This is a genomic window from Psychrobacter sp. ANT_WB68 (assembly GCF_008369115.1).
In the GTDB taxonomy this organism is placed as follows: Bacteria; Pseudomonadota; Gammaproteobacteria; order Pseudomonadales; family Moraxellaceae; genus Psychrobacter.
In genome coordinates this window covers 917,512-939,114 of sequence record NZ_VOAZ01000001.1, presented here as the reverse complement: position 1 = coordinate 939,114, position 21,603 = coordinate 917,512, and the positions used below count along the sequence as shown (strand labels likewise).

The window sequence follows — 21,603 nt, the reverse complement described above, 5'->3', positions numbered from 1 at the left end:
ATAGTAAAAGTTAGAAGGTATGTCTTAAAGATTCATTTTAGATGAATCTTATGAACTATTCAATGTCTTTAGCTTTTAAGTTCGTTTATAAAGTACCGTTATCATTTTTTTATTTACGCAAAATCAATTACTTTTCTGGGGCTGTGAATAACATATCATCAGCCATACGACCAAGAATGGTCTGCACATAAGCATTATGTTTTCCTGAGTTTTTTATGACTTTTGCTTCCTCCGGTCTATAGCCGATGACACTTTGATCGGTGTGGAAATTCCACATATAACCTAATTTACTTTCTGGTCGATGATATAAAGGTCGCAAAACGGTGGTGTAATATCGAACATCCGCTGCTATAGCGTTTCGATTTTCATACACATATCGCGTCTCATCACAGAAATTGGTCGTCACATTCTCCTTATCATTGCGCCGATTTTTCTCATTATAATTTGGGTCTTGTAAGGGTATTTTGAACCATGGCTCTGTGCTTCTAACATTAGGCGTTGGCGTTAACTGCCCATCTTTCTCTTCAATACCGTGACTGTCGTAGCTAGAAAAACACTCAGGGTTTTTATATGGCGAATCGCCATTCTCAATGGTAATAGAATGAGAAACATACGGCATATAATGTCCAATCGTTCTTTTTTTTGCCAAATCAGAGAGCTTTTGCCCGATTAAACGCGCTTTTGGGAATGCTTTCCCAGTCACCCAATCATCTTTTGAGGTTAAATTTATCCAAAAGGGTCGTTGCAGTGTCAAACCAGAGTTAAGCTCAGGACCAGGCATATTTTGATATATTTTATCAAAGGCGTCAGCCCCTATTGCTGAGTTTAATGTCACTAACAATGAACGACTTCCCAGAGGCCAATCTTTAACTGATTTTGCTTGCGCTAAATCGTCGATAAAAGCTCGTGACAACAGTCGTCCACCAAAAGATTTGCCTATGATAAGCGTGTATCCTAAATGAGGACTCTTTTGCACATTACTTACCAAAGAAATAATATCTGAGCGTACTTCTCCTTTTTTACCAATCGTATCCGCAACTTTTGCTCTATTTTGTACCGATAAAATATTGGCTAGAGCATTCTGATGTTTTTTACCATTCCAGCCAATATACACACCGATAACAGTCATCTCTGGATTCTGGAAATTGCGACGAGCGAGTAGATAAGGAAAACTGACTAAATCTGGGCTTGGCTGATCGCTGCTCGCATTATTATTCCAACTATTCACATAAATAACCAAATAAACTGGTTTGTTTGAAGTTGCTATGGCACGCTTAATAACATCGAGCTGCCTAGTGCCCTCAAATTTCTGACCACTCTCAGCATATTCCAAGTAAAGTAAATTGAAGGAGGTATTAGCAATGGTATCTCCCTGTTTTTTCTCTACCTGATCTTCTCGAAAGACTGATACACCATTGACAATCACCATATTGGTAACCGGCTTGATATTGGCATCTAACTCTGTTTTGGCGCAAGAATCTTCTGTAGCGCAGACAACTTTATGATAAGCCTGATCAGGAATAGTCGAACAAGACAATAAGCTCACGCAGCAAAGAGAAATAAATAAGTATCTCATAACCAAGCTCCTTTACTTCTTCGACTAAGCAAAGACCTGTGCCTGTGCCTGTGCCTGTGCCTGTGCCAATAACATCAATAATAAAAAAGTGCTAAGCATTAAATTAGAATCTATAGCAATATTTACACCATTATTTTGAATAGAGTGATTTTGAGCATAATGGTTTTGAAAATGAAGGTAACCAATAAAAATCTACAGCTGAACTCCTGCAATAATAAGTGCAACCACCACTATTATAGTGACGTACTTTCTTACTCTAAAATACTCATTATTAATAATATGCGCTTGATGTAAACCATAATCAATCATTAACATGCTAATAAAGGCAGCGACCAACAGCCAAATAAAACCAGCACTTGATAAAGTCAGAAATCCTAACCACAGTGCAAGCGCGATAATATTACTAAATATAGGTAGCTTGATTGCCCATCTATTGTCATCAGCTAAACTCAGATGATTACCCCAATGCGCGCCTGCCATAAATGACGCTATCACTAAGCCATAAATAGATAGGATATCTGTAGTTTTTCCCAAGACTGGGATAGTATCAATACCTAAAGTAATAAAAATGGCGCAGACACTGAAGGGAATAGTGCCTGCAAAAGTTAAATAAGGACTAGGTTTTTTCATAGTATTCATTTATCTCGTATTAAGGTATCTAATCTAAGGCTTATTATCGCTATTCACTGATTTTATTCCCTTGCCATTTTTTAATAAAGTCACCGTTGGGGTCATACTGTTGTGTTTGTTTTTTAAGATTAAACTGTCTGCACCCTCGTTGATCAGCGCCTACGCCTGCTAAATACTGCCAATTACCCCAGTTACTAGCGACATCATAATCGATAAGATGCTGCTCAAAATAGCTAGCGCCATAACGCCAATCAAGATTCAGCTCATGAATCAGATAACTTGCAACGATTTGCCTGCCTCGATTAGACATATAGCCTGTTGCTTTTAGCTTATGCATACAGGCATTGACGATAGGATATGGCGTTGTACCCGTTTGCCATTGCTCTAAACGTTCGTTATCAATGCAAGTCGTTGGCGCATGCTGACTAATACCGCGGAACCAAAACAGTTTTTGTTGATGTACCATCGCATACCAGTGGAAATACTCGCGCCATAGCAGCTCAAACCATATCCAATAAGTGGAGTCATTTGCGATAACTTGTGCTTCATAAAGCCGTAAGCGATTCAGCAGTATTTTGACCGATAATGTGCCATTCGCTAGCCACGCTGAAAACTTAGTGGAGTGCGTCCAATCGTCCAGTGCATTACGAGTGGTCTTATAAGTGCTCGGTGATTCGGACTCAAAATAGCTATTTAGATGATTGATAGCGCTTGTTTCACCGCCTTGAAATTCAGATGGTTTTGTTTGCTGTGATGAATCATCAGATTGCTGATTTAGTAAATATTGGTGACCATTCAACATGTTATCGGGCATTGATGGCAATGCTTCTGGTGTCTGACAAATCTCAAAGCCACTTTCTGCGGTTAATAAATCATGATGTGCTTCTACTAGCTTACGAAATTGGGTAAAGCTTTTGGGTAGCTCATCCGTTGGCATAGCAGCAAATAAGGTTGCTGTTGACTGGCTGTGCCAATTAATATGCGGGAATTTATGTTGCAACGCCTTATAAACTTGATTTTGATTATAGTCTGCAGTTTGGCTGATACAAATATCAGTGACCGCGTTTTGCTCGATAAGTTGGCACAGCCGTATAAAGGCATCTAACGCTTGGAATGAACCGTTTTGTAATGAATATTCTTTTTCTAAATACAGCAATCTATTGCCAAGGCGTTGTAGTGATTTATCCAAATCAACCAAGCTCTCAACTAAAAACGTCGTGCGTGCCTGCCCCATATCGGCAAACTGATAAGGTGGTTTACTAGCCTGCTCGGCAAGCAAATCTGCCAAGTCTGAGGCATAAACACACAGCAGCCGTCCGTTATTATCACTGGCTATTTCAGCCGCTTTTAGTAAGGTTGCATTATCATTAATACGTAAATCATTATGGAACAGCATCAACACGACTTTTCTGTCCATCAGTGCTTGTGATAACTTAGCTGCTGGATGATTGCCCATAATTATCCCTAATATTTTAATTAGATTTACTTAATAAGTTACCAATAAATAAATATAATACTTTATAATTAAAAATACTATAGATGCCTTGTTAAACAGCAGCCTGTGATATTTATCATTATTCTAAGTATCATGATTGACTATCATTCAAGCGCCTGCTTAAATAGTTTATACCTAGGAGAATGCCATGACTGAAGAACACGCTTCCACTCAAAAGCATAAAATTATCAATAAATTTTTAATCAAGCTTACCCAAGAACAGCCACAAATGTACTATGCCACAACGTCTGAGATTTCTCGCAGCATTTATACGATGATAAAGGAACATACCAACCGCCTAACGGTTGAAGAACAAGCGCTCGTTAGGCATATGACTATTGAAGAGATACAGGGTTTATTGGGCTTTCATCTTAAATAATTACGTTTGAAATTTTTTAAAAGGCCGCCATATAGCGGTCTTTTCATTTATATTGAGAGCGATAATCTATTATTCCCAAAACTGGCCACAACACATTGAAATCTCCATTACGCTCTAAAAAGTTTGACTTATTTATATTGTTATATAATATATTCATAATAACGAATATATCGGAGTAATGGGATTATGCAAAACTGGGCTAAAACGACCTGGTTCTTAATAACGATATGCGCGATATTATTAATAATAGTAACGCTTTTAAGAGTAAGCCATGTTATCTAATATGACTTTGATTTTTAATAGCCTTAAAAATAGCCTCTAGATATCTTTCGTTATCGTATACAAATAAAAAGACCACCCAAAGGCAGTCTTTTTTTATACTAAAAATTTAATCCAATTATTTAAAATGGCTGTTCCTAGAATAGCTGATTTTAAAAAGGATACTCACGTGGCTCATGCTGCACCGAAATCCAATGCAAAGTGGTAAATTCTTCTAATATCCATTCACCATTAAAGCGTCCGATACCAGAGTTTTTCTCGCCACCAAATGGTGCATTACTTTCATCATTGACCGAGATGTCATTGATATGAGTCATGCCCGCTTTGATACCACGCGCAAAACGCAAACCTTTTGCCATATCTTGGGTAAAGACCGCACTCGATAGACCATACATAGAGTCATTGGCAATCGATAGCGCATCGTCTTCATCTTTGGCACGAATGATACCAACCAAGGGGCCAAACACTTCGTTACGTGACAAATCCATCTCACGCGTCACTTCACTAAAGATATGCGGTGGCACGACTTGACCTTTAATCTCACCACTTAATATCATTTTGGCGCCCTCTTCCTGCGCTTTGGCGATTTTTTCTTGCAGCGATTCGACTTGTTTTTTATTAATAATAGGACCAACCGCGGTATCCGCCTTGCTAGGATCACCCACGTTGAGGGTTTTTACATGCGCTAAGAAACGCTCAACGAAATCATCATAAATCTCATCTTCGACAATGATGCGATTGATAGCAATACAAATCTGACCTTGGTGGAGGAATTTACCAAAGGCAGCCGCCTTCACAGCTTGCTCAACATCGGCATCTTTTAGCACCACAAATGGGCTATTACCACCAAGCTCAAGCGCCACTTGCTTGATATAATCGCCACCATTAGCAAGCTCGCCGATACGTTTACCGACTGCAGTTGAGCCGGTAAATGACACTAAGCTTGGAATATCGTGGATGACAATCGCATCGCCTATCTCGCTGCCCGCACCAACCACCACGCTCAGCAAGCCTTTCGGCAGACCCGCCTCTTCAAATATTTTTGCTAATAGCAGACCGCCGGTAATCGGCGTATCACTGGCAGGCTTGAGTACCACAGCATTACCCAGTGCTAACGCAGGCGCGATAGAACGCTGAGTTAAATGTAGGGGAAAGTTCCATGGGCTAATCACTGCAATCACGCCCATCGGTTCACGATAAATAAAATTCTCTTTACCCGGCGTATTAGAAGGACGAATTTCACCATGCACACGGTTAGGGAAACTGGCAGCTTCAAGCGTAATCGCACGCGCACTGCCGAACTCTACCATCGCCTTAATGCGCGTACTGCCCGACTCTTTAATTAGCCAATCGACGATTTCTTCTTGACGCTCATCAAAGATATTGACGACTTTATATAAGACCGCTGCACGCTGGGCGGGTGTTTGCTTCGCCCACTCTGCCTGTGCGTTGGTTGCTGTCTGAAAAGCTTCATCAAGCTGTTTATCGGTTGCTTGCTGAATCTCTACCAAGGTTTCGCCATTAAAAGGATTGGTATCGGTATTGACGCTATCATCTTGACCTTTTTGCCAAGTACCGGCGATATATTGCAAATGAAAATTGCTATAGGCGCTCTGCTGAGTCTTCTTAGTATCGGTTGACATAATTATCCTTATATATTTTATGGTTGTTTTTAAAAGCTGTTTAATCAAAAACATTTATTTAGTTAAAAATATTTGATTATATAATTTGGTTATATAAATAGTCGGCTTGTCTATTGTGCAATAAACATTTGCTATTAAACGTTGATAAAAGGTTTCTTAACAAACGCTACTTGCTAGACGACTGGTCTAATGCTAACATAGTAATCATAAAAACAAGAATCATTTATCACTACGTATTGTTGAAAAAACGTAACGTTTAAAACTATTATTAAAAATAGCACTTTCTATCTAACTGATTATCATTCTATTAAACAACCAAATACAGATCTAAGGAGAACATCCTCTTCATGTCAGCCATTACAACCACTGCTCCATCAGATACCAGAGCGCACCTATTAGCAATAGGCTATCAGCTCATCGCACAAAAAGGCTTCACTGCTGTCGGCATCAAGCAAATACTCGATACTGCGAGTGTGCCCAAAGGCTCTTTTTATCATTATTTTGCGTCAAAAGAAGCCTTTGGTGAAGCCATCATAGAGCATTATTTTGCTAATTATAAAAAGCGCTTAGAGTCGATTGCGGCTGAGGACATTAGTGCGCAACAAAAGATTTATAACTATTTTCAAAACTGGTATGACACCCAGCAGAACGGCTGCGACCATGAAAAATGTTTGGTGGTAAAGCTCAGTGCCGAAGTGGCTGATATCTCAGAAACCATGCGTAAAGCCTTATACGCAGGTTATCAGCAAACTATCAACTGGATTGCTGAGCAAATAAAAGCAGGTTGGGCAGATGGCTCTATACCTCACCCTGATAATATCGCCGCCGAGAGTATGGCTAAGCGTTGGTACTTTGCTTGGTTGGGTGCCAGTTTGGTCGCTAAGATCAGTCAAACCGATACGCCATTAGCAGAAGTATGGCTGATGACCACCTCTCAGCTTGGGCGCTAAACTTTTATTCAGAGCCTTGATTAGTGAATGCTTAGACAGCTAATCAGTAAATGACAATTTTTAGTTATACGATAGTTTTGTAAAATCACTTAAAAAACTACTAGACGACCGGTCTAATTAATGTACAATGCGCACAGATAGCAATTATGCGATGACTCACATTTAATATAAAAAGTTTTAGACACTCCTTAAAAACTCATATTAGAGATCACCTTAATAAAATCACCTCAAAAACTAGGAACGTTATGAATAACTTTCAATATTACAATCCCGTACGTATCGTCTTTGGCGAAGGTCAAATTAAACAGTTATCAGAGCTAGTGCCGACAGATGCGCGCGTGTTAATCACTTATGGTGGTGGTTCAGCGCAGCGTACGGGCACTTTAGATGAAGTTAAAAATGCGCTATCAGCTAATGGTAATCGTGAAGTATTTGAGTTTGGCGGTATTGAAGCCAATCCAGAATTCACCACCTTGTTAAAAGCCGCTGATATGGTCAATGAACATAATATTGACTTCTTATTAGCTGTTGGTGGCGGTTCAGTCATTGATGGCAGTAAATTCGTCGCCCTTATCTCTTCATTAACTGAAGATGGCAGCACAGATGGCACAGTATCTCGTGAAAAAGCGTGGGATGCATTGACCAGTTATTGTAAAAATATCGATTCAGCGATTGATTTAGGCGCGGTATTGACCATTCCAGCGACAGGTTCTGAGATGAATTCTGGCGGCGTGATTAACTATAGCGAACGTCACGCAAAACTACCATTTGGCAACCCACTTGCCTTCCCTAAATTTTCAATTCTAGACCCTACTAAGACTCTAACTTTACCTGAGCGCCAAGTGATGAACGGTGTTGCTGACGCCTTTGTTCACGTCATGGAGCAGTACCTCACCTATCCAGTTAATGCGAAAGTCCAAGATGCCTTTTCTGAGAGCTTATTAAAAATCCTTATCGAAGAAGGTAAAGCGGTCAAAGCCGATCCAGAAAATTTAGAAACGCGTAAAAACATCATGTGGACGGCCACCATGGCATTGAATGGTCTGATTGGTACAGGTGTGCCACAAGATTGGACGACACATATGATTGGTCATGAGCTGACTTCGTTACATGCGATTGACCATGCTCGTACGCTAACGATTGTATTGCCATCAGTGCTGCGTGAGCTTAAAGACAGCAAGAAAGACAAATTGCTTCAGTATGCGCGTAACGTTTGGAACATTACAGATACAGATCTCGACGATGACACCATCATCGAAACTGCTATTGTGCATACTGAGAACTTCTTCCGTGAGCTTGGATTGCCAGTTAGCTTAGAAGATGCTGAGTTAGATAAGTCAGCCATTGACCCTATCATCAAGCAACTTGAAGCACACAAAATGGTGAAATTGGGCGAACATGGTAAAAATGATTTAGACGTATCACGCCGTATTTTAGAACGCGCTGTTACCAGTAAAGCTTAATCGCTATTAATTTTCAAAATAATTTATGGTTATAAATTTTTATCGTCATAACAATCGGTAGCCATCCATATTGGTGTGGCTACTGACTTCAAGAATTTTAAAACTTTAAGAAAACCAATAACTACAACCAATAACTAAAATAAGGAGCTTTAATATGAGCCTTGATAATAATTTTAATGCACAACAAAACCAAACACAAAATCGTCAAATCAGACTGGCCAGCCGTCCTAATGGCGCACCAACCAGCGATGATTTTGAGCTAACCACCAGCGACATCCCAACTCCTAATGACAATCAAATGCTTCTGCGCACAGTTTATATGTCACTTGACCCCTATATGCGCGGACGTATGAGTGCTTCAAAAAGCTATGCTGACCCGCTAGAAGTCGGCGATGTTATGCTAGGCGGGACGGTCGCACAAGTCGTCGAATCTAATATCGATAAATTTGCCGTCGGTGATTTAGTGGTGTCGAATTCAGGCTGGCAGGATTATAGCGTCAGTGATGGCGAAGGCGTGCTAAAGCTTGATAAGAACATGTCCAACCCTTCTTATGGTCTTGGTGTCCTCGGTATGCCAGGCTTTACCGGTTATATGGGTTTGACCGATATTGGCAAACCAAAAAAAGGCGAAACCTTAGTAGTAGCTGCGGCGACTGGTCCTGTGGGCGCAACGGTTGGACAAGTGGGTAATCATTTAGGCTTACGTACTGTCGGTGTCGCAGGCGGTGCTGAAAAATGTGCCTATGCAGTCGAAGAGTTGGGCTTTGATGTCTGTATTGACCATAAAGCCGACGACTTTGCCGAGCAGCTTAAAAATGCTTGCCCAGATGGTATCGATATCTATTATGAAAACGTCGGTGGCAAGGTACTCGATGGCGTATTGCCATTATTAAATGCCCATGCGCGTATTCCAGTTTGTGGCTTGGTTTCTCAATATAACGCAACTGATCTTCCTGATGGCAAAGACCGCCTAGGTATGTTGATGGGTCTTATCCTTAGTCAACGCCTAACCATCAAAGGCTTCATTATCTTTGAAGAATACGGCGATCATTTCCCAGAATTCTTAAAAACGATGGGTGAATGGGTTGAGTCAGGTAAAGTCAAAACCAAAGAGCATATCGTCGATGGCTTAGCACAAGCACCGCAAGCTTTCTTTGACATGCTAGAGGGCAAAAACTTTGGTAAAACGGTTGTTAAGGTGGCAGATGTTCAGTAGTCAATAGACTGCAGCGAATACTCAATTACCTTCAGATAACCACTTAACAACATAATACGTTAAGACAGCTACTGAAAATAATGCCTAAAACGTCAATACTGTTAGCAGCCAGTTTTTAGCAAAGACCGCTTTATCCTGGTCGTTGCATAGCTTTAACAAAGCTGGCTGCGATACACCTGAACTTGGTATTAAAACTTAGCAATCAATACAAATAATAAATAAGGACAATTATGAATATTTTAATGGTACTAACCTCACACGACAAATTGGGTGATACAGGCAAAAAAACCGGTTTTTGGCTAGAAGAATTTGCCGCCCCTTATTATGCTTTCTTGGATGCTGGCGTCAACATTACCCTAGCCTCTCCTGCTGGTGGTCAACCTCCACTAGATCCTAGTAGTGATACGCCAGATGCGCAAACAAAAGATACCAAACGCTTTAAAGAAGACTCTGAAGCTCAAGAGCGTCTTGCAAATACCAAAAAGCTTGCTGAAGTAAAAGCCGAAGATTTTGACTCCGTTTTTTATCCAGGTGGTCACGGTCCATTATGGGACTTAGCAGTTGATAAAAATTCTATTGAATTAATCGAAACCTTTGTTAAGCAAGACAAGCCTATTGCCTTTGTTTGTCACTCTCCTGCTGTACTTAAAAACGTCAAAATTGACGGTGAGTATTTAATCAAAGGCAAAAAAGTCACCGGTTTTAGTAATACTGAAGAAGAAGGCGTTCAGCTTACTGACGTGGTACCTTTCTTATTGGAAGATGCGTTAAAAAACCATGGCGGTCATTACGAAAAAGGCACGGATTGGGAGTCGTATGTCGTTGAAGATGGTCTATTGATTACCGGTCAAAACCCAGCGTCATCAGAAGAAGCGGCTAAACGTTTACTTGCCAAACTACAAAAGCGTCAAGCTTAATATAAAAATATCGCGAAAAGGCTCACATCATGATTCGCTTACATCATCTCAATCAGTCACGCTCAATCCGTACGTTATGGCTATTAGAAGAGTTGGGACAACCCTATGAGCTTATTAGCCATCAGCGTGATACCAAAACGCATCTAGCACCAGACAGTCTAAAAGCAATTCATCCACTTGGTAAATCTCCAGTTATTGAAATGGATGGCGAGCTTTATACAGAATCAGGGGCGATTACTGAGATGCTGATTGAGCGTTTTGCGCCTGAGCGTTTGCGCCCTGCTACTGATAGCGCAGAGTATGGTCATTACTTGCAGTGGATTCACTTTGCTGAAAGCTCGCTCATGTTGCCGTTATTGCTTGAACTGTTTACCAATAAAGCAGGCGTTGTTGATAGTGAATTCTTGACGGGTTATATCAAGCAAGAAAAGCATAAAGTGCTGAGCTACTTAAATGATGAAGTCAAAGACAAGGCATTTATCATCGGCAACAAACTAAGCGGTGCTGACTTTATGCTAGCGTTTGACTTAATCATGCTTGTTAGTCGTGGAGCGTTAGATGACTATATGCATATCAAACAATATGCGCTACAACTGACGAGTATAGATAGCTATCAGCGTGCTATGCGTTTAGAAGCCAATTATGACGACTCCATTAAACGATAAGCCAGATAGTTTTTATTCTCTAATAAAAGACAGCTCTTAAAGAGCTGTTTTTTTATGCCTGATTTATATCTGAATCATCTACTAGAGCTTTAAATACAAAACTTTTGCTCAAGCCAAATATTCATAAAGACATTATCAGGATCAAACTCACGGCGAATCTCTAAAAAGCGATTGAGCTTGGGATACAAGCTTTGTAGCTCCATATGGTTCAGTTTATTCACTTTACCCCAGTGCGGCCGACCCTGCCATTTTTTCATATATTCATATAACCATTTAAATAAGGGCTCACAGTCCATACCTTTATAAACATGAAATGACAATACCGCGCAATCCTCTCCCTGTGTGGGACTGAGCATACCGGTCTCGCCTTTATGTGTGCGCACTTCGATGGGAAAGTGCGAACCTTTATTGTCTTTTAATAAAATATGATTGACCTCCGAGATACACTCATCAAAATCAGATAATTTAATAAAATATTCAGACTCATTAAACTTGACGCCGCGCGGTGTCGGAAACACCTCATAGCTATAGCCTTCACGTTTGGTATTAGGAATAGAGTTTGCGGAGATTTCACTGACTTTTTTGGTCAACGAAGGCTTCATACGTGCCAGCTCGCACAGCACATAAAAAGCGCCGTTGAGGGTGACAGCACTGTCGAAATGATCTTTGAGCTTTTGTGTCCCCGTCATGGCTTTGGGCATTATCACTGATAGTGTCTTTTGCTGAATTTTATTGGTGCCTGGAAATAAGAACCACTCTAGATGACGATGGCTGTGCGCCGTCTCATGAAAACGCGCTAACCCTTCTTCAAAACCTAGTACCTTATTGGCTTCTTTAAGTCCGTATAGGTCGACTACCTTAAGGGTTAATTTGGTGAAAATACCGAGCATACCAAGGCTGGCATGCAAAGCATTACCCAATTCGTCAGTTTTCGGATCGCCGCGATGATGAGTATGTACTTCTCCTTTGCCATCGACCCACTCCCATGTCACCACTTGATTGGCAATGGAGCCTAAAGTTATGCCTGTGCCATGGGTCGCAGTACTAGCAGCACCCGCAATGGTCTGCGCCTGTACATCTCCCATGTTTTCTAACGCCAAACCATACTCTTTAAGTGCCTTGCCGATTTCATATAAATAGGTACCTGCGTATAAAGTGGCAAGCTTAGCGTCTTTATCAACCGAGATAAGACCGCGCATATTATGCAGGCTGACGGCAATTTCTTCAGGTTTAGCGCAACCACTAAAAGAATGCGCCGCGCCGGTGACTCTAACGCGCTTTTTATTTGCCCGTGCATTTTTAACAATATCTTGTAGTTCTGCAACCGATGAAGGCGTGAGCTTTTGCTCAGGCGTAGCACGTTCATAACCGACCCAATTTTGCCATTCATTGCTTCCTTGCCACAGTCTTAATGAAAACATCTTCCCTCTCCTCGGTAAGTTATCATTGTTTGCTGCTTTTCTTCTTTGTTTGTTTTTTTACTTTTTTTTGCAAGCGTTCCATCGCTTACAAAATCGTCGCTTGCAAAGCCATCTGATGTGGATTGAGTAGACTGTCGATAACAAATAAGCTCATTAAAATGTTCACACAGCTCGCCTGCCTTTGCATGACGGCACCAAACTCCGTCACCGAGCTTAAGAATCGAGCTATTTTCATGTTTTTTGGTTTTAGAGATAGCCATAGGCGTTTGTACTTCGCCAAAACCTTCATCGTTTAATAGTGATAAATATTCGGGATAATGTATCACTGGTGCTTTATCTGCGCCTGTCGCACCCGAGGCTATAAATCCACCACCTTGACAAGTAATGACACCTTTTTCAGGCTGACGTGTGACCGGCAGCACAAACCCAGCGGCTGGCTGAAACTCCTTCATGCTATCCATATAATCAAAATAAGCCGGTTTATAGTAAGCGGAACCCACAGTTATCTCGCTAATCTCAGGCTGGCTTGAGGTGAAATCCATACTTCCACTGCCACCACCGTTGACGAGCTTGAGTGTATATCCTTGTTTTTTAAGGTATTCAACTATTGAACGGCGACGTTGGCTGACTTGTTTCTGTGAACGGCTTTTTAATAAGCGAATGGCAGGCGACAATAAGGCCTTGCCCGGTAAGTGCTCTGGCAAACCGGCAATTTGTGCCTCATAACCCATCGCCGCACTGACGTTGATATGTGCGCATTTTTTGATATGCTTCAGTAGTTTTTTAACGTCTTTGATGCTCATCAATGCGGAGCGCTTGGTACCAAAATATAGCTTTGGTAGCGGCATCGACATATTGATATCGAGGCAAATATCAATGATGACATCATGAGCTTTAGCAACTTCATTGAGCATATCGACATGTTCATAGCGATCAACCATCCAAATCATGGTCGCGCCCTGCTTGGTGTATTTCAAGGCTGCAGCAATGCTTGTCGTATCTAAGGTTGGATAAGCACAGAGAATATTATCGAAGCCATTTTCTAATAAATACAATGACTCGTCAGCGCTATAAGACATCAGACCGATAAAGTGAGGAGATTTGTCTTTGATATAGCGGAGAACATCGAGAGAACGAATAGACTTAGTCGCCAAGCGCAACTTAACGGCTTGGGTTTTTTGGTTAACCAGTTGAATATTATAATCAAGCGCGTCCATATCAAGCCACGCACTCGGAGTTTTTGGTGCAATAATGTGGGAAAAATCCATTTTACTTTCCTTGTAACGACCATCAAACACAGCCCTGTGTCCTTTATTAGTCTGTCATTATGACTCTATAAACAGCCATAAATCAGCATCCTAGTCTGAACCGAGTGCATAGTACAGTCAAGCGTCATTTGCATAAAAGAACGACAATTGTTATGTAAATTAGATTGCTTATTTTAAAGTTAAAAGTACTCAAAAAATAGCGCAATATAAGTGTGAGCCGTTTATATTTGTGAGTATGAAAGTAAGCATGTGAGCCTTCGTCTTTTTAAACTAAAAAAGTACACTCGCTAAATAGCCTTGGATTAAAATCATGATAAAATAATACAAACAGTCATAAGACTGTTTTTTGTTTTTTTATATTTGTTAAATTAGGCACTTATTGCTTAAAGGCGGTTGGTTTAATTATTGCTCATTTAGGAGTCATGCTATGTCACTTTATCTTTCTATTGTTATTGTGTGGCGATAAGCAATGAGCAATGAATACCAATTTAAACCACACGAACAACCCTTTATGGTGGGCTCCCCCGCTACCCCTGACCATCCTACACGTCGCAAAGTATTTTATTTGCTGATTGGTATTTTTATTGGCATCACCGCCAGTTTTCAAAATGGCTTACTGGTAGCAAACCTGACACAGATTCAAGGTGAGATGGGTTTGACGCCAGTCGAAGGCGGCTGGATATCGGTCGCCTATAATATGACCAACGCTTGTATTACGGTGCTGCTATACAAAATTCGGCAGCAATTTGGCATGTCTCTCTTTAGTAAAATCACCCTGTTCTTTTTATTGTCCGCTACCAGCTTACAGTGGCTGGTCAGTAGCCACCTATTGGACACGAGCGCTATTATAATTGAGCCTTATTATCTAGAAATTATCGCGCGCGGCTTAAGCGGTATGGTTGCTAGTGCCATGACCGTATTGGCTATTTTTTATTGCCTGCAAGGCATGCCTACCGCCAAACGGATTAGTGGTCTAATTTTAGGTTTTGGCTTAATACAATTTGGTATACCTCTTTCAAGGATTATCTCGCCCTATCTCGCTGTCGACGGACAGCTTGAAACGCTATTTTTATTTGAATTGGGCTTAACGCTGATTTGTTTTGGACTGATTAATATCTTAGAGCTGCCACCCGGTAATACAGAAAAAGTGTTTGAAAAACTTGATTTTTTAAGCTTTGCTTTTTTTGCCAGCGGGCTTGCAGCGTTAGCGGTATTTTTCGTCCAAGGTCGAATCCAGTGGTGGACGACGCCTTGGCTAAGCTATCCGCTTGTCATCGCGATGGTCACTATTAGCATCGCCTTGTGGATTGAAACGCACCGTAGAAACCCAATGTTACAAGTGCGCTGGATGCGTAGCCGCAACATCATCGCTTTTACCATAACCGGCGCTGTGATGCGTATTTTATTGTCTGAGCAAAATGTCGGCGCAGCAGGATTACTGGCCAATTTGGGTTACGGTAACGATCAGCTGATTACCTTTTATGTGGTGATACTGGCCGCCAGCGTTTTGGCATTGGTCATCAGTATCTTTAGCACCAATGCAATGGATTTACGCCGTCCGGTCATCTTCGCCGTCGCGCTGATTGCTGTTGGTGCATGGCTAGATACGGGGGTTTCTCTAAACTCTGCGCCTTATATGTTTTATGTCAGCCAATTTATAATTGCCTTTGCCGCTGTCTATTTTATGGGTCCCATGGTTTTTGAAGGGATGTTTCGCGCTATCGCTAACGGCCCCGCTTATATTATTAGTTTTTCGGTTATTTTTAGCATCTCACAGACTGTTGGCGGCCTCGCGGGGGCGGCGGCAATTCAAGCGTTTACCACTATTCGCACACAGATGCACTATGCCGATATGGTCAGCTCGCTTAACTTAGGTGATCCAGCCTTGATGGGACAAGTTGCAGGCGCACGTCATATACTATCTACTCAAATCACGGATGCAAATCAAGCAAATGTCGCTGCGATGGGACAAGTACTGCAAGGTATTCAGCGGCAAGCAACTGTCGCCGCCTATGCTGATTTATTTTTTCTCGTGGCAAGTATTGCAACCATCACGACGGTTATTTTATTGATTAACTACCTTTATTATCGCTACCATAAACGCAATCCGCTGGCTAAAGAGTTGGCTGCGATTGCAAAAATGCGGGAAGCAAAATAGCCCAACCAATTAGAGCATTTCCTCACTTTAAGAATGGTGCTTAAAATATTAACTCACGCAAAAAACTTATAATGACTATTCAAACTTTAGGAGTGCGGCATGAGCCAAGAAAAATCGGATGAGCTTAACCAAAACCCTCAGACGCCCTCTGACGCGCTAAACAAAAATATCCGTGCAATCGATACAACAGACGACCTTAATACTATAGATGCTGCAAGCCCTCTAAGTGATAAAAAAGCTACAACAAAACCTGAGACTACCTCTGCTAGCATAACTAAGTCGGATAATAATAGTCTCTCAGATAACGATAGTGTTGTTAATGATAACAACCTTACCGATAACGATGAGCCACCTATGCCGCCAAAGGAGACAATTCCTAGCAGCGATGGTTGGTCGCCAAAAAAGAAATCCTATTTAAACTTAGGAATATTAATTGCCTTGATTGTTATTGGCGTGGCGTTAATTTTGTATGCTTGGAAGCTACCGCCTTTTACACCGACTGTGCAGCAAACCAATAATGCGTTTGTTAAAGGGCAAACCACCGTTATCAGTCCGCAAGTATCTGGTTACGTGACTGAGGTGGCGGTTGAGGATTTTGCCAGTGTTAAAAAAGGCGATTTATTAATCAAAATAGATGATCGTAATTTCCAACAGCAGCTTGAGCAAGCGCAGGCAAACATTGAAGTTGCTGTGGCCAACCGCGCTAGTAATGCACAGGATACAGGAACCAGCCAAGCGCAAATAGAAGCACGCGAAGCGGATCTATATAGCGCCAAAGTTAGCGTCGACAGTGCACGTGAAGATGTGAAACGCTATCAAGGCTTAGATGCCATTGGCGCAGTATCAAAAGCAGAAGTAGCCCATATAAAAGCACAACTTGCAAAGGCACAGGCCAACGTTCAACAAGCGGAAGCGAATTTACAAGTTGCCCGTGAGGCAAGCGAAAAGACCAGTGGCAGTCGATCTTCCTTAGATGCCAATATAAAAAATACCGAAGCAGCCGCCAAGCAAGCACAAATTAATTTAGACAACACCATTATTACAGCGCCGGAATCTGGGCAGTTGAGTCAAATCAGTGTCAAAGAGGGGCAATACGTGAGCGCCGGTACCCAGCTGATGTATATCGTACCAAAAGGTATATGGATAATTGCCAACTTTAAAGAAACGCAAGTGGCCAATATGGGCATCGGCGAGCAAGCCACCATTCATGTCGATGCACTTGGCGGCGCCAAGTTCAGTGGTCGTGTCAGTAATATCTCACCAGCGACGGGCAGCGAATTTAGTGCGGGAGCTACGAACCCTGCGACGGGTAACTATATCAAAATCGCACAGCGTATTCCTGTCAGAATTGATTTAGACCAAAACCAACCTAATCTTACCCAGTTACGTCCAGGTATGTCAGTTTCAGTGGATGTCGATACTAAAGCAAGAAATTGAACTAAAAAGCCCCTCTAAATACCTATAGGATTAGGTTTAAAGGGGCTTTTGCTTTATCTGTAAAACCGTGCGTTATCAATGAACAATTCTTAGGGTAATAAGCGTTTGGTTGTCCAGTTTGCCGTGCCTTCTTCGCTACTGGTATCTAGCGTATAAACAATACGGTCGTGCATACGATTAGCGCGACCTTGCCAAAACTCAATTTCCTCAATCGTAATCTCATAACCACCCCAAAAATCAGGAGTGGGTACTGGACTGTCTGTTGGATAATCGGCTTGTAGCTGTGCAAACGTTTGTTCCATCACGGCGCGATTGGCAACTTCGCCACTTTGCGGCTGGCTAACCCACGCGCCCACTTGACTATCATGCGGACGTTTTTGAAAATAAGCCGCAGATTTATTGGCATCGATTTTGGCAATACTGCCGCTGATACGAATTTGACGCTCAAGCTTATGCCAAAAAAACAGTGCTTCGGCATTGGGGTTTTCAGCGATATCTTGGCCCTTCGCGCTTTCATAGTTGGTATAAAAAACGATACCTTTATTGGTAATCTCGCGCATCAAAACAATACGCACGCTAGGCTTATTATCTACCCCACAAGTCGCTAAGCTCATCGCATACGGTTCTTGCACTTGCTCTTCTATTGCCTCATTCATCCAAGCTTTTAACAACTCAAATGGGGATGCGGGGACTGACTGTTGGTCTAGTTGGCCTTTCTCATAGGATAGGCGCTGATCGGTAAAATCCATACTCATGATTGTTTCTCATTATATTCGTAAATACAAACCATACTCGTGAATACTATTAACCCGAGGCTTTTAACCCAAGACCGTTTTGATTTTGTCCGCCAAATCATTTGCCATAACATCACACTCTATCTCATCATCTGATTCCACCATAACTCGAATCATTGGCTCTGTGCCTGATTGACGGATAAGCAAGCGACCACGACCCTCTAAAGTGGCACGGGCTTTATCAAAAGCAGCGACCAATTCTTCATGCTCAAACGGATCTTGCATTTGAGATAGGCGCACATTGACGAGCTTCTGTGGTAATACCTCAAAACCTTCGGTTAAATCACTAAGCGCTTTACCGCTTGCTTGCATCACCGCGAGCACTTGTAAGCCTGCAATGATGGCATCGCCGGTACGGCTTTTATCCAAGCATAAGATATGACCAGAGGGCTCACCGCCTAATATCCAACCATTCGCTTCAAGCTCTTGCATTACATAACGGTCGCCCACTTTTGCACGGGTAAACTCAATATCAGAATCTTTTAGTGCCAACTCTAAGCCCATGTTGCTCATTAGGGTACCAACGACGCCTTTGGCTTTGATTTGACCTTGGGTAGCAAGCACATACAAAATGCCATCACCATCGACCAACTCACCCGCTTCATCGACCATCACGATACGGTCACCATCACCATCTAAAGCAATACCGACATCTGCTTCATATTCGAGTACGGCTTTTTGCAGGCTTTCAGGATGCGTCGAGCCGCACTGTGCATTAATATTGATGCCGTCAGGCTTATTATTAATCGCAATCACATTGGCCCCAAGCTCACGCATAACACGCGGGGCGACACTGTAGCCTGCACCATTGGCACAGTCGACGACGACGGTCAAATGATCTAAATCGTATTGATAAGGGAAGCTACCTTTGCAAAATTCAATATAGCGCCCTTTGGCATCATTGATACGATTGTTTTTACCCAATTGTGCCGGATCAAGAATAGGCATAAGTACATCATTACTATCAGAGGAAGCCATAATAGCTTTTAATTTATCATTAATGGCATTTTGCATCTCATCGGTCAGTTTTTTGCCGTCACCTGAGAATAGTTTGATGCCATTATCATAGTATGGATTGTGTGAGGCAGAAATCACCACACCTGCATCAGCGTTAAAACTACGCGTCAGATGCGCGATAGCAGGCGTTGGTAGCGGTCCTAGCATGTGTACATCGACACCTGCAGCATTAAAGCCCGCTTGCAGAGCCCCTTCAATCACATAACCTGATAGACGCGTATCTTTACCGATGACCACACTGGGTTTACGAGTAGGATTATTGTTATTTTCTATCAGCACCAACCCCGTCACATAGCCTAACTTTAAAATAAAATCAGGGGTAATGGGTAACTCACCAAATTTTCCGCGAATACCATCAGTGCCAAAGTAGCTCATTACTATTCCTCAATGTTAAAAAGTAAAAACCAAACGTGCGCACAGGCTAAGCCGTAGATACGCTTAATCCAATCTTGTATTTTACAAAAAAAACAGCCAACAATAACAAGGCATTGTTGGCTGTTTGTATCTAGAGCTCTCGACAAGACTACTAAGCCGGAATTCTGTGCTTAGGCAACGCTAAAAACACTATTAGTCGACACGGTAGTTAGGGGCTTCTTTGGTAATCTGCACATCATGGACGTGTGATTCTTTCATACCTGCTGAAGTTACTTTAACAAACTGTGGTTTAGTACGCATCTCTTCAATCGTTGCACAACCGGTATAACCCATTGATGAACGCAGACCACCCACCATTTGGTTGACGATACCAGCCACTGGACCTTTATAAGGTACGCGGCCTTCGATGCCTTCTGGCACCAGTTTTTCCACACCATCTTTGGCATCTTGGAAGTAGCGATCTGATGAGCCGTTTTGACCTGACATCGCACCCAAGCTACCCATGCCGCGGTAAGCTTTATAATAGCGACCTTGGAATAGCTCAACTTCACCTGGTGCTTCTTCAGTACCCGCCATCAGTGAACCGACCATGATACATGACGCGCCAGCAGCGATGGCTTTTGCCATATCACCTGAATAGCGAATACCACCATCAGCAATCAGTGGAATACTGTCTTGTAACGCGTTTGCTACGCTATCAATCGCAGAAATTTGTGGCATACCAACACCAGCAATGATACGCGTGGTACAGATAGATCCTGGGCCGATACCTACTTTTACCGCATCTGCACCAGCATCACGTAACGCTTTAGCGGCATCACCAGTGGCAATATTACCGCCGATAACCTGAACGTTTGGAAAGTTCTTTTTAATCCAAGAAACTTTATCAATCACGCCTTTTGAATGACCATGCGCGGTATCAACAACGATGATATCGACATCAGCGGCAATTAAGGCTTCAACACGTGCTTGCGTATCAGCGCCTGTACCAACAGCCGCACCAACTCGTAAACGACCCTGCTCATCTTTACAAGCATTCGGGTTGTTTTCTGCTTTGGCAAAATCGTTGACCGTAATCAGACCGCGCAAACGAAAATCATCATTAATCACAATCACTTTTTCGATACGGTGCTCATGTAACAGTTTTTTGATATTTTCGTTGCTCTCACCTTCTTTTACGGTGACCAACTGCTCTTTTGGCGTCATGATATGGCTGACAGGTAATGATAAATTGGTCTCAAAACGCCAGTCACGGTGAGTCACAATACCAATGACCTTATCCGTTCCTTTCTCAACCACCGGCACACCCGAGATATTATTATCTTGGGTCAATCTTAGTAGCTCACCAATCGTCATCTCTGGATGAACCGTGATAGGATCAACGACAGTACCTGCTTCGAATTTTTTGACGCGGCGTACTTGCATGGCTTGCTTATCAATATCCATACTCTTATGCAAGATACCCAATCCACCAAGCTGTGCCATCGTAATAGCCATTTCAGACTCAGTGACAGTATCCATAGCAGCAGAAATCAGTGGTAAGTTCAGCGTGATACTTTTTGTTAGGCGGGTCGTTAAATCAGCAGCTTTTGGTAGGATTTCAGAATAAGCTGGTAATAATAAAACGTCATCAAAGGTTAAGGCTTCATCGACAATTCGCAACATACAGACCCCTAGTGGTGGTTATTTTGATGGGTGGAAAATGCAGTATCAAGTCGATAAACGAACGTTTCGTCAAAATCAATAGGCTAAAATATAAATGAAGATAAAGCCATCAGATTGCGACAGAACCATGAGCAACAAATACTAAATACCAACATTCGCTCGGCACGTTATCTATTTATCAGTAGTAATAAAACGATTAGTCAGTAGATTTGCTAATACAGCGCCTCTAAACCTCCTAAAGTCTGATTACACGAT

At 42.0% G+C, this 21,603-nt stretch carries 17 protein-coding genes; 8 read left to right on the top strand and 9 right to left on the bottom strand.

Going from position 1 to position 21,603, the window contains the following annotated elements; all coding sequences use genetic code 11:
• Positions 1–127 precede the first annotated feature (127 nt).
• The 3 genes from FQ084_RS03910 to FQ084_RS03900 all read right to left on the bottom strand — a co-directional run bounded on the left by FQ084_RS03910 (position 128) and on the right by FQ084_RS03900 (position 3,662).
• Positions 128–1,576 carry a hypothetical protein gene (locus FQ084_RS03910; RefSeq protein WP_149489298.1) on the bottom strand — a complete coding sequence of 483 codons (1,449 nt, stop codon included), beginning with the start codon at positions 1,574–1,576 and terminating at the stop codon, positions 128–130.
• A 192-nt stretch (positions 1,577–1,768) separates the two neighbouring features.
• Positions 1,769–2,206: a DUF3429 domain-containing protein gene (locus tag FQ084_RS03905; protein ID WP_188032881.1), complete on the bottom strand. Its 438-nt coding sequence runs from the start codon at positions 2,204–2,206 to the stop codon at positions 1,769–1,771.
• Positions 2,207–2,255: 49 nt separating this feature from the next.
• Positions 2,256–3,662 (bottom strand): DASH family cryptochrome, encoded by a 1,407-nt coding sequence (locus FQ084_RS03900; RefSeq protein ID WP_149489296.1) that lies wholly within the window; start codon positions 3,660–3,662, stop codon positions 2,256–2,258.
• A 187-nt stretch (positions 3,663–3,849) separates the two neighbouring features.
• Here FQ084_RS03900 and FQ084_RS03895 point away from each other — a divergent pair, with 187 nt between their 5' ends.
• Complete coding sequence (locus FQ084_RS03895) at positions 3,850–4,080, top strand: hypothetical protein (RefSeq protein WP_149489295.1); 231 nt, start codon at positions 3,850–3,852, stop codon at positions 4,078–4,080.
• Positions 4,081–4,511: 431 nt separating this feature from the next.
• On the opposite strand, the gene FQ084_RS03890 is transcribed toward FQ084_RS03895, so the two are convergent.
• Positions 4,512–6,002, bottom strand: a complete 1,491-nt coding sequence (locus FQ084_RS03890; protein WP_149489294.1) for an aldehyde dehydrogenase family protein — start codon at positions 6,000–6,002, stop codon at positions 4,512–4,514.
• Between the two features lie 347 nt (positions 6,003–6,349).
• Here FQ084_RS03890 and FQ084_RS03885 point away from each other — a divergent pair, with 347 nt between their 5' ends.
• The 5 genes from FQ084_RS03885 (at position 6,350) to FQ084_RS03865 (ending at position 11,213) form a co-directional block, all read left to right on the top strand.
• Complete coding sequence (locus FQ084_RS03885) at positions 6,350–6,952, top strand: TetR/AcrR family transcriptional regulator (protein WP_149489293.1); 603 nt, start codon at positions 6,350–6,352, stop codon at positions 6,950–6,952.
• A 245-nt stretch (positions 6,953–7,197) separates the two neighbouring features.
• Complete coding sequence (locus tag FQ084_RS03880) at positions 7,198–8,415, top strand: iron-containing alcohol dehydrogenase (RefSeq protein ID WP_149489292.1); 1,218 nt, start codon at positions 7,198–7,200, stop codon at positions 8,413–8,415.
• Positions 8,416–8,569: 154 nt separating this feature from the next.
• Positions 8,570–9,631 carry an NADP-dependent oxidoreductase gene (locus FQ084_RS03875; protein WP_149489291.1) on the top strand — a complete coding sequence of 354 codons (1,062 nt, stop codon included), beginning with the start codon at positions 8,570–8,572 and terminating at the stop codon, positions 9,629–9,631.
• A gap of 230 nt (positions 9,632–9,861) precedes the next feature.
• On the top strand, positions 9,862–10,548 hold the full coding sequence (locus FQ084_RS03870) for a type 1 glutamine amidotransferase domain-containing protein (protein ID WP_149489290.1): 687 nt from the start codon (positions 9,862–9,864) through the stop codon (positions 10,546–10,548).
• A gap of 29 nt (positions 10,549–10,577) precedes the next feature.
• Complete coding sequence (locus FQ084_RS03865; RefSeq protein ID WP_149489289.1) at positions 10,578–11,213, top strand: glutathione S-transferase family protein; 636 nt, start codon at positions 10,578–10,580, stop codon at positions 11,211–11,213.
• Between the two features lie 89 nt (positions 11,214–11,302).
• Here the strand turns inward: FQ084_RS03865 and FQ084_RS03860 are convergent, their stop codons facing one another.
• Together FQ084_RS03860 and FQ084_RS03855 are read right to left on the bottom strand one after the other, a co-directional pair.
• Positions 11,303–12,634 carry a D-arabinono-1,4-lactone oxidase gene (locus tag FQ084_RS03860; protein ID WP_149489288.1) on the bottom strand — a complete coding sequence of 444 codons (1,332 nt, stop codon included), beginning with the start codon at positions 12,632–12,634 and terminating at the stop codon, positions 11,303–11,305.
• Complete coding sequence (locus FQ084_RS03855) at positions 12,622–13,902, bottom strand: alanine racemase (RefSeq protein ID WP_149489287.1); 1,281 nt, start codon at positions 13,900–13,902, stop codon at positions 12,622–12,624. The genes FQ084_RS03860 and FQ084_RS03855 overlap by 13 nt, the downstream gene beginning before the upstream one ends.
• Before the next feature lie 469 nt (positions 13,903–14,371).
• On the opposite strand from FQ084_RS03855, the gene FQ084_RS03850 reads away from it, so the two are divergent.
• On the top strand, positions 14,372–16,060 hold the full coding sequence (locus FQ084_RS03850; RefSeq protein ID WP_149489286.1) for an MFS transporter: 1,689 nt from the start codon (positions 14,372–14,374) through the stop codon (positions 16,058–16,060).
• A 99-nt stretch (positions 16,061–16,159) separates the two neighbouring features.
• Positions 16,160–17,497, top strand: coding sequence for an HlyD family secretion protein (locus FQ084_RS03845; RefSeq protein WP_149489285.1), 1,338 nt, complete (start codon positions 16,160–16,162; stop codon positions 17,495–17,497).
• An 89-nt stretch (positions 17,498–17,586) separates the two neighbouring features.
• Here FQ084_RS03845 and pdxH read toward each other — a convergent pair whose 3' ends face one another.
• From pdxH to guaB, 3 genes are all read right to left on the bottom strand, one after another.
• Entirely contained in the window at positions 17,587–18,246 is a 660-nt protein-coding gene (pdxH, locus tag FQ084_RS03840; RefSeq protein WP_188032900.1) for a pyridoxamine 5'-phosphate oxidase, read from the bottom strand.
• Between the two features lie 69 nt (positions 18,247–18,315).
• Positions 18,316–19,683: a phosphoglucosamine mutase gene (gene glmM, locus FQ084_RS03835; RefSeq protein WP_149489283.1), complete on the bottom strand. Its 1,368-nt coding sequence runs from the start codon at positions 19,681–19,683 to the stop codon at positions 18,316–18,318.
• A 192-nt stretch (positions 19,684–19,875) separates the two neighbouring features.
• Positions 19,876–21,348, bottom strand: coding sequence for an IMP dehydrogenase (gene guaB, locus FQ084_RS03830; protein WP_149489282.1), 1,473 nt, complete (start codon positions 21,346–21,348; stop codon positions 19,876–19,878).
• Between the last annotated feature and the right edge of the window lie 255 nt (positions 21,349–21,603).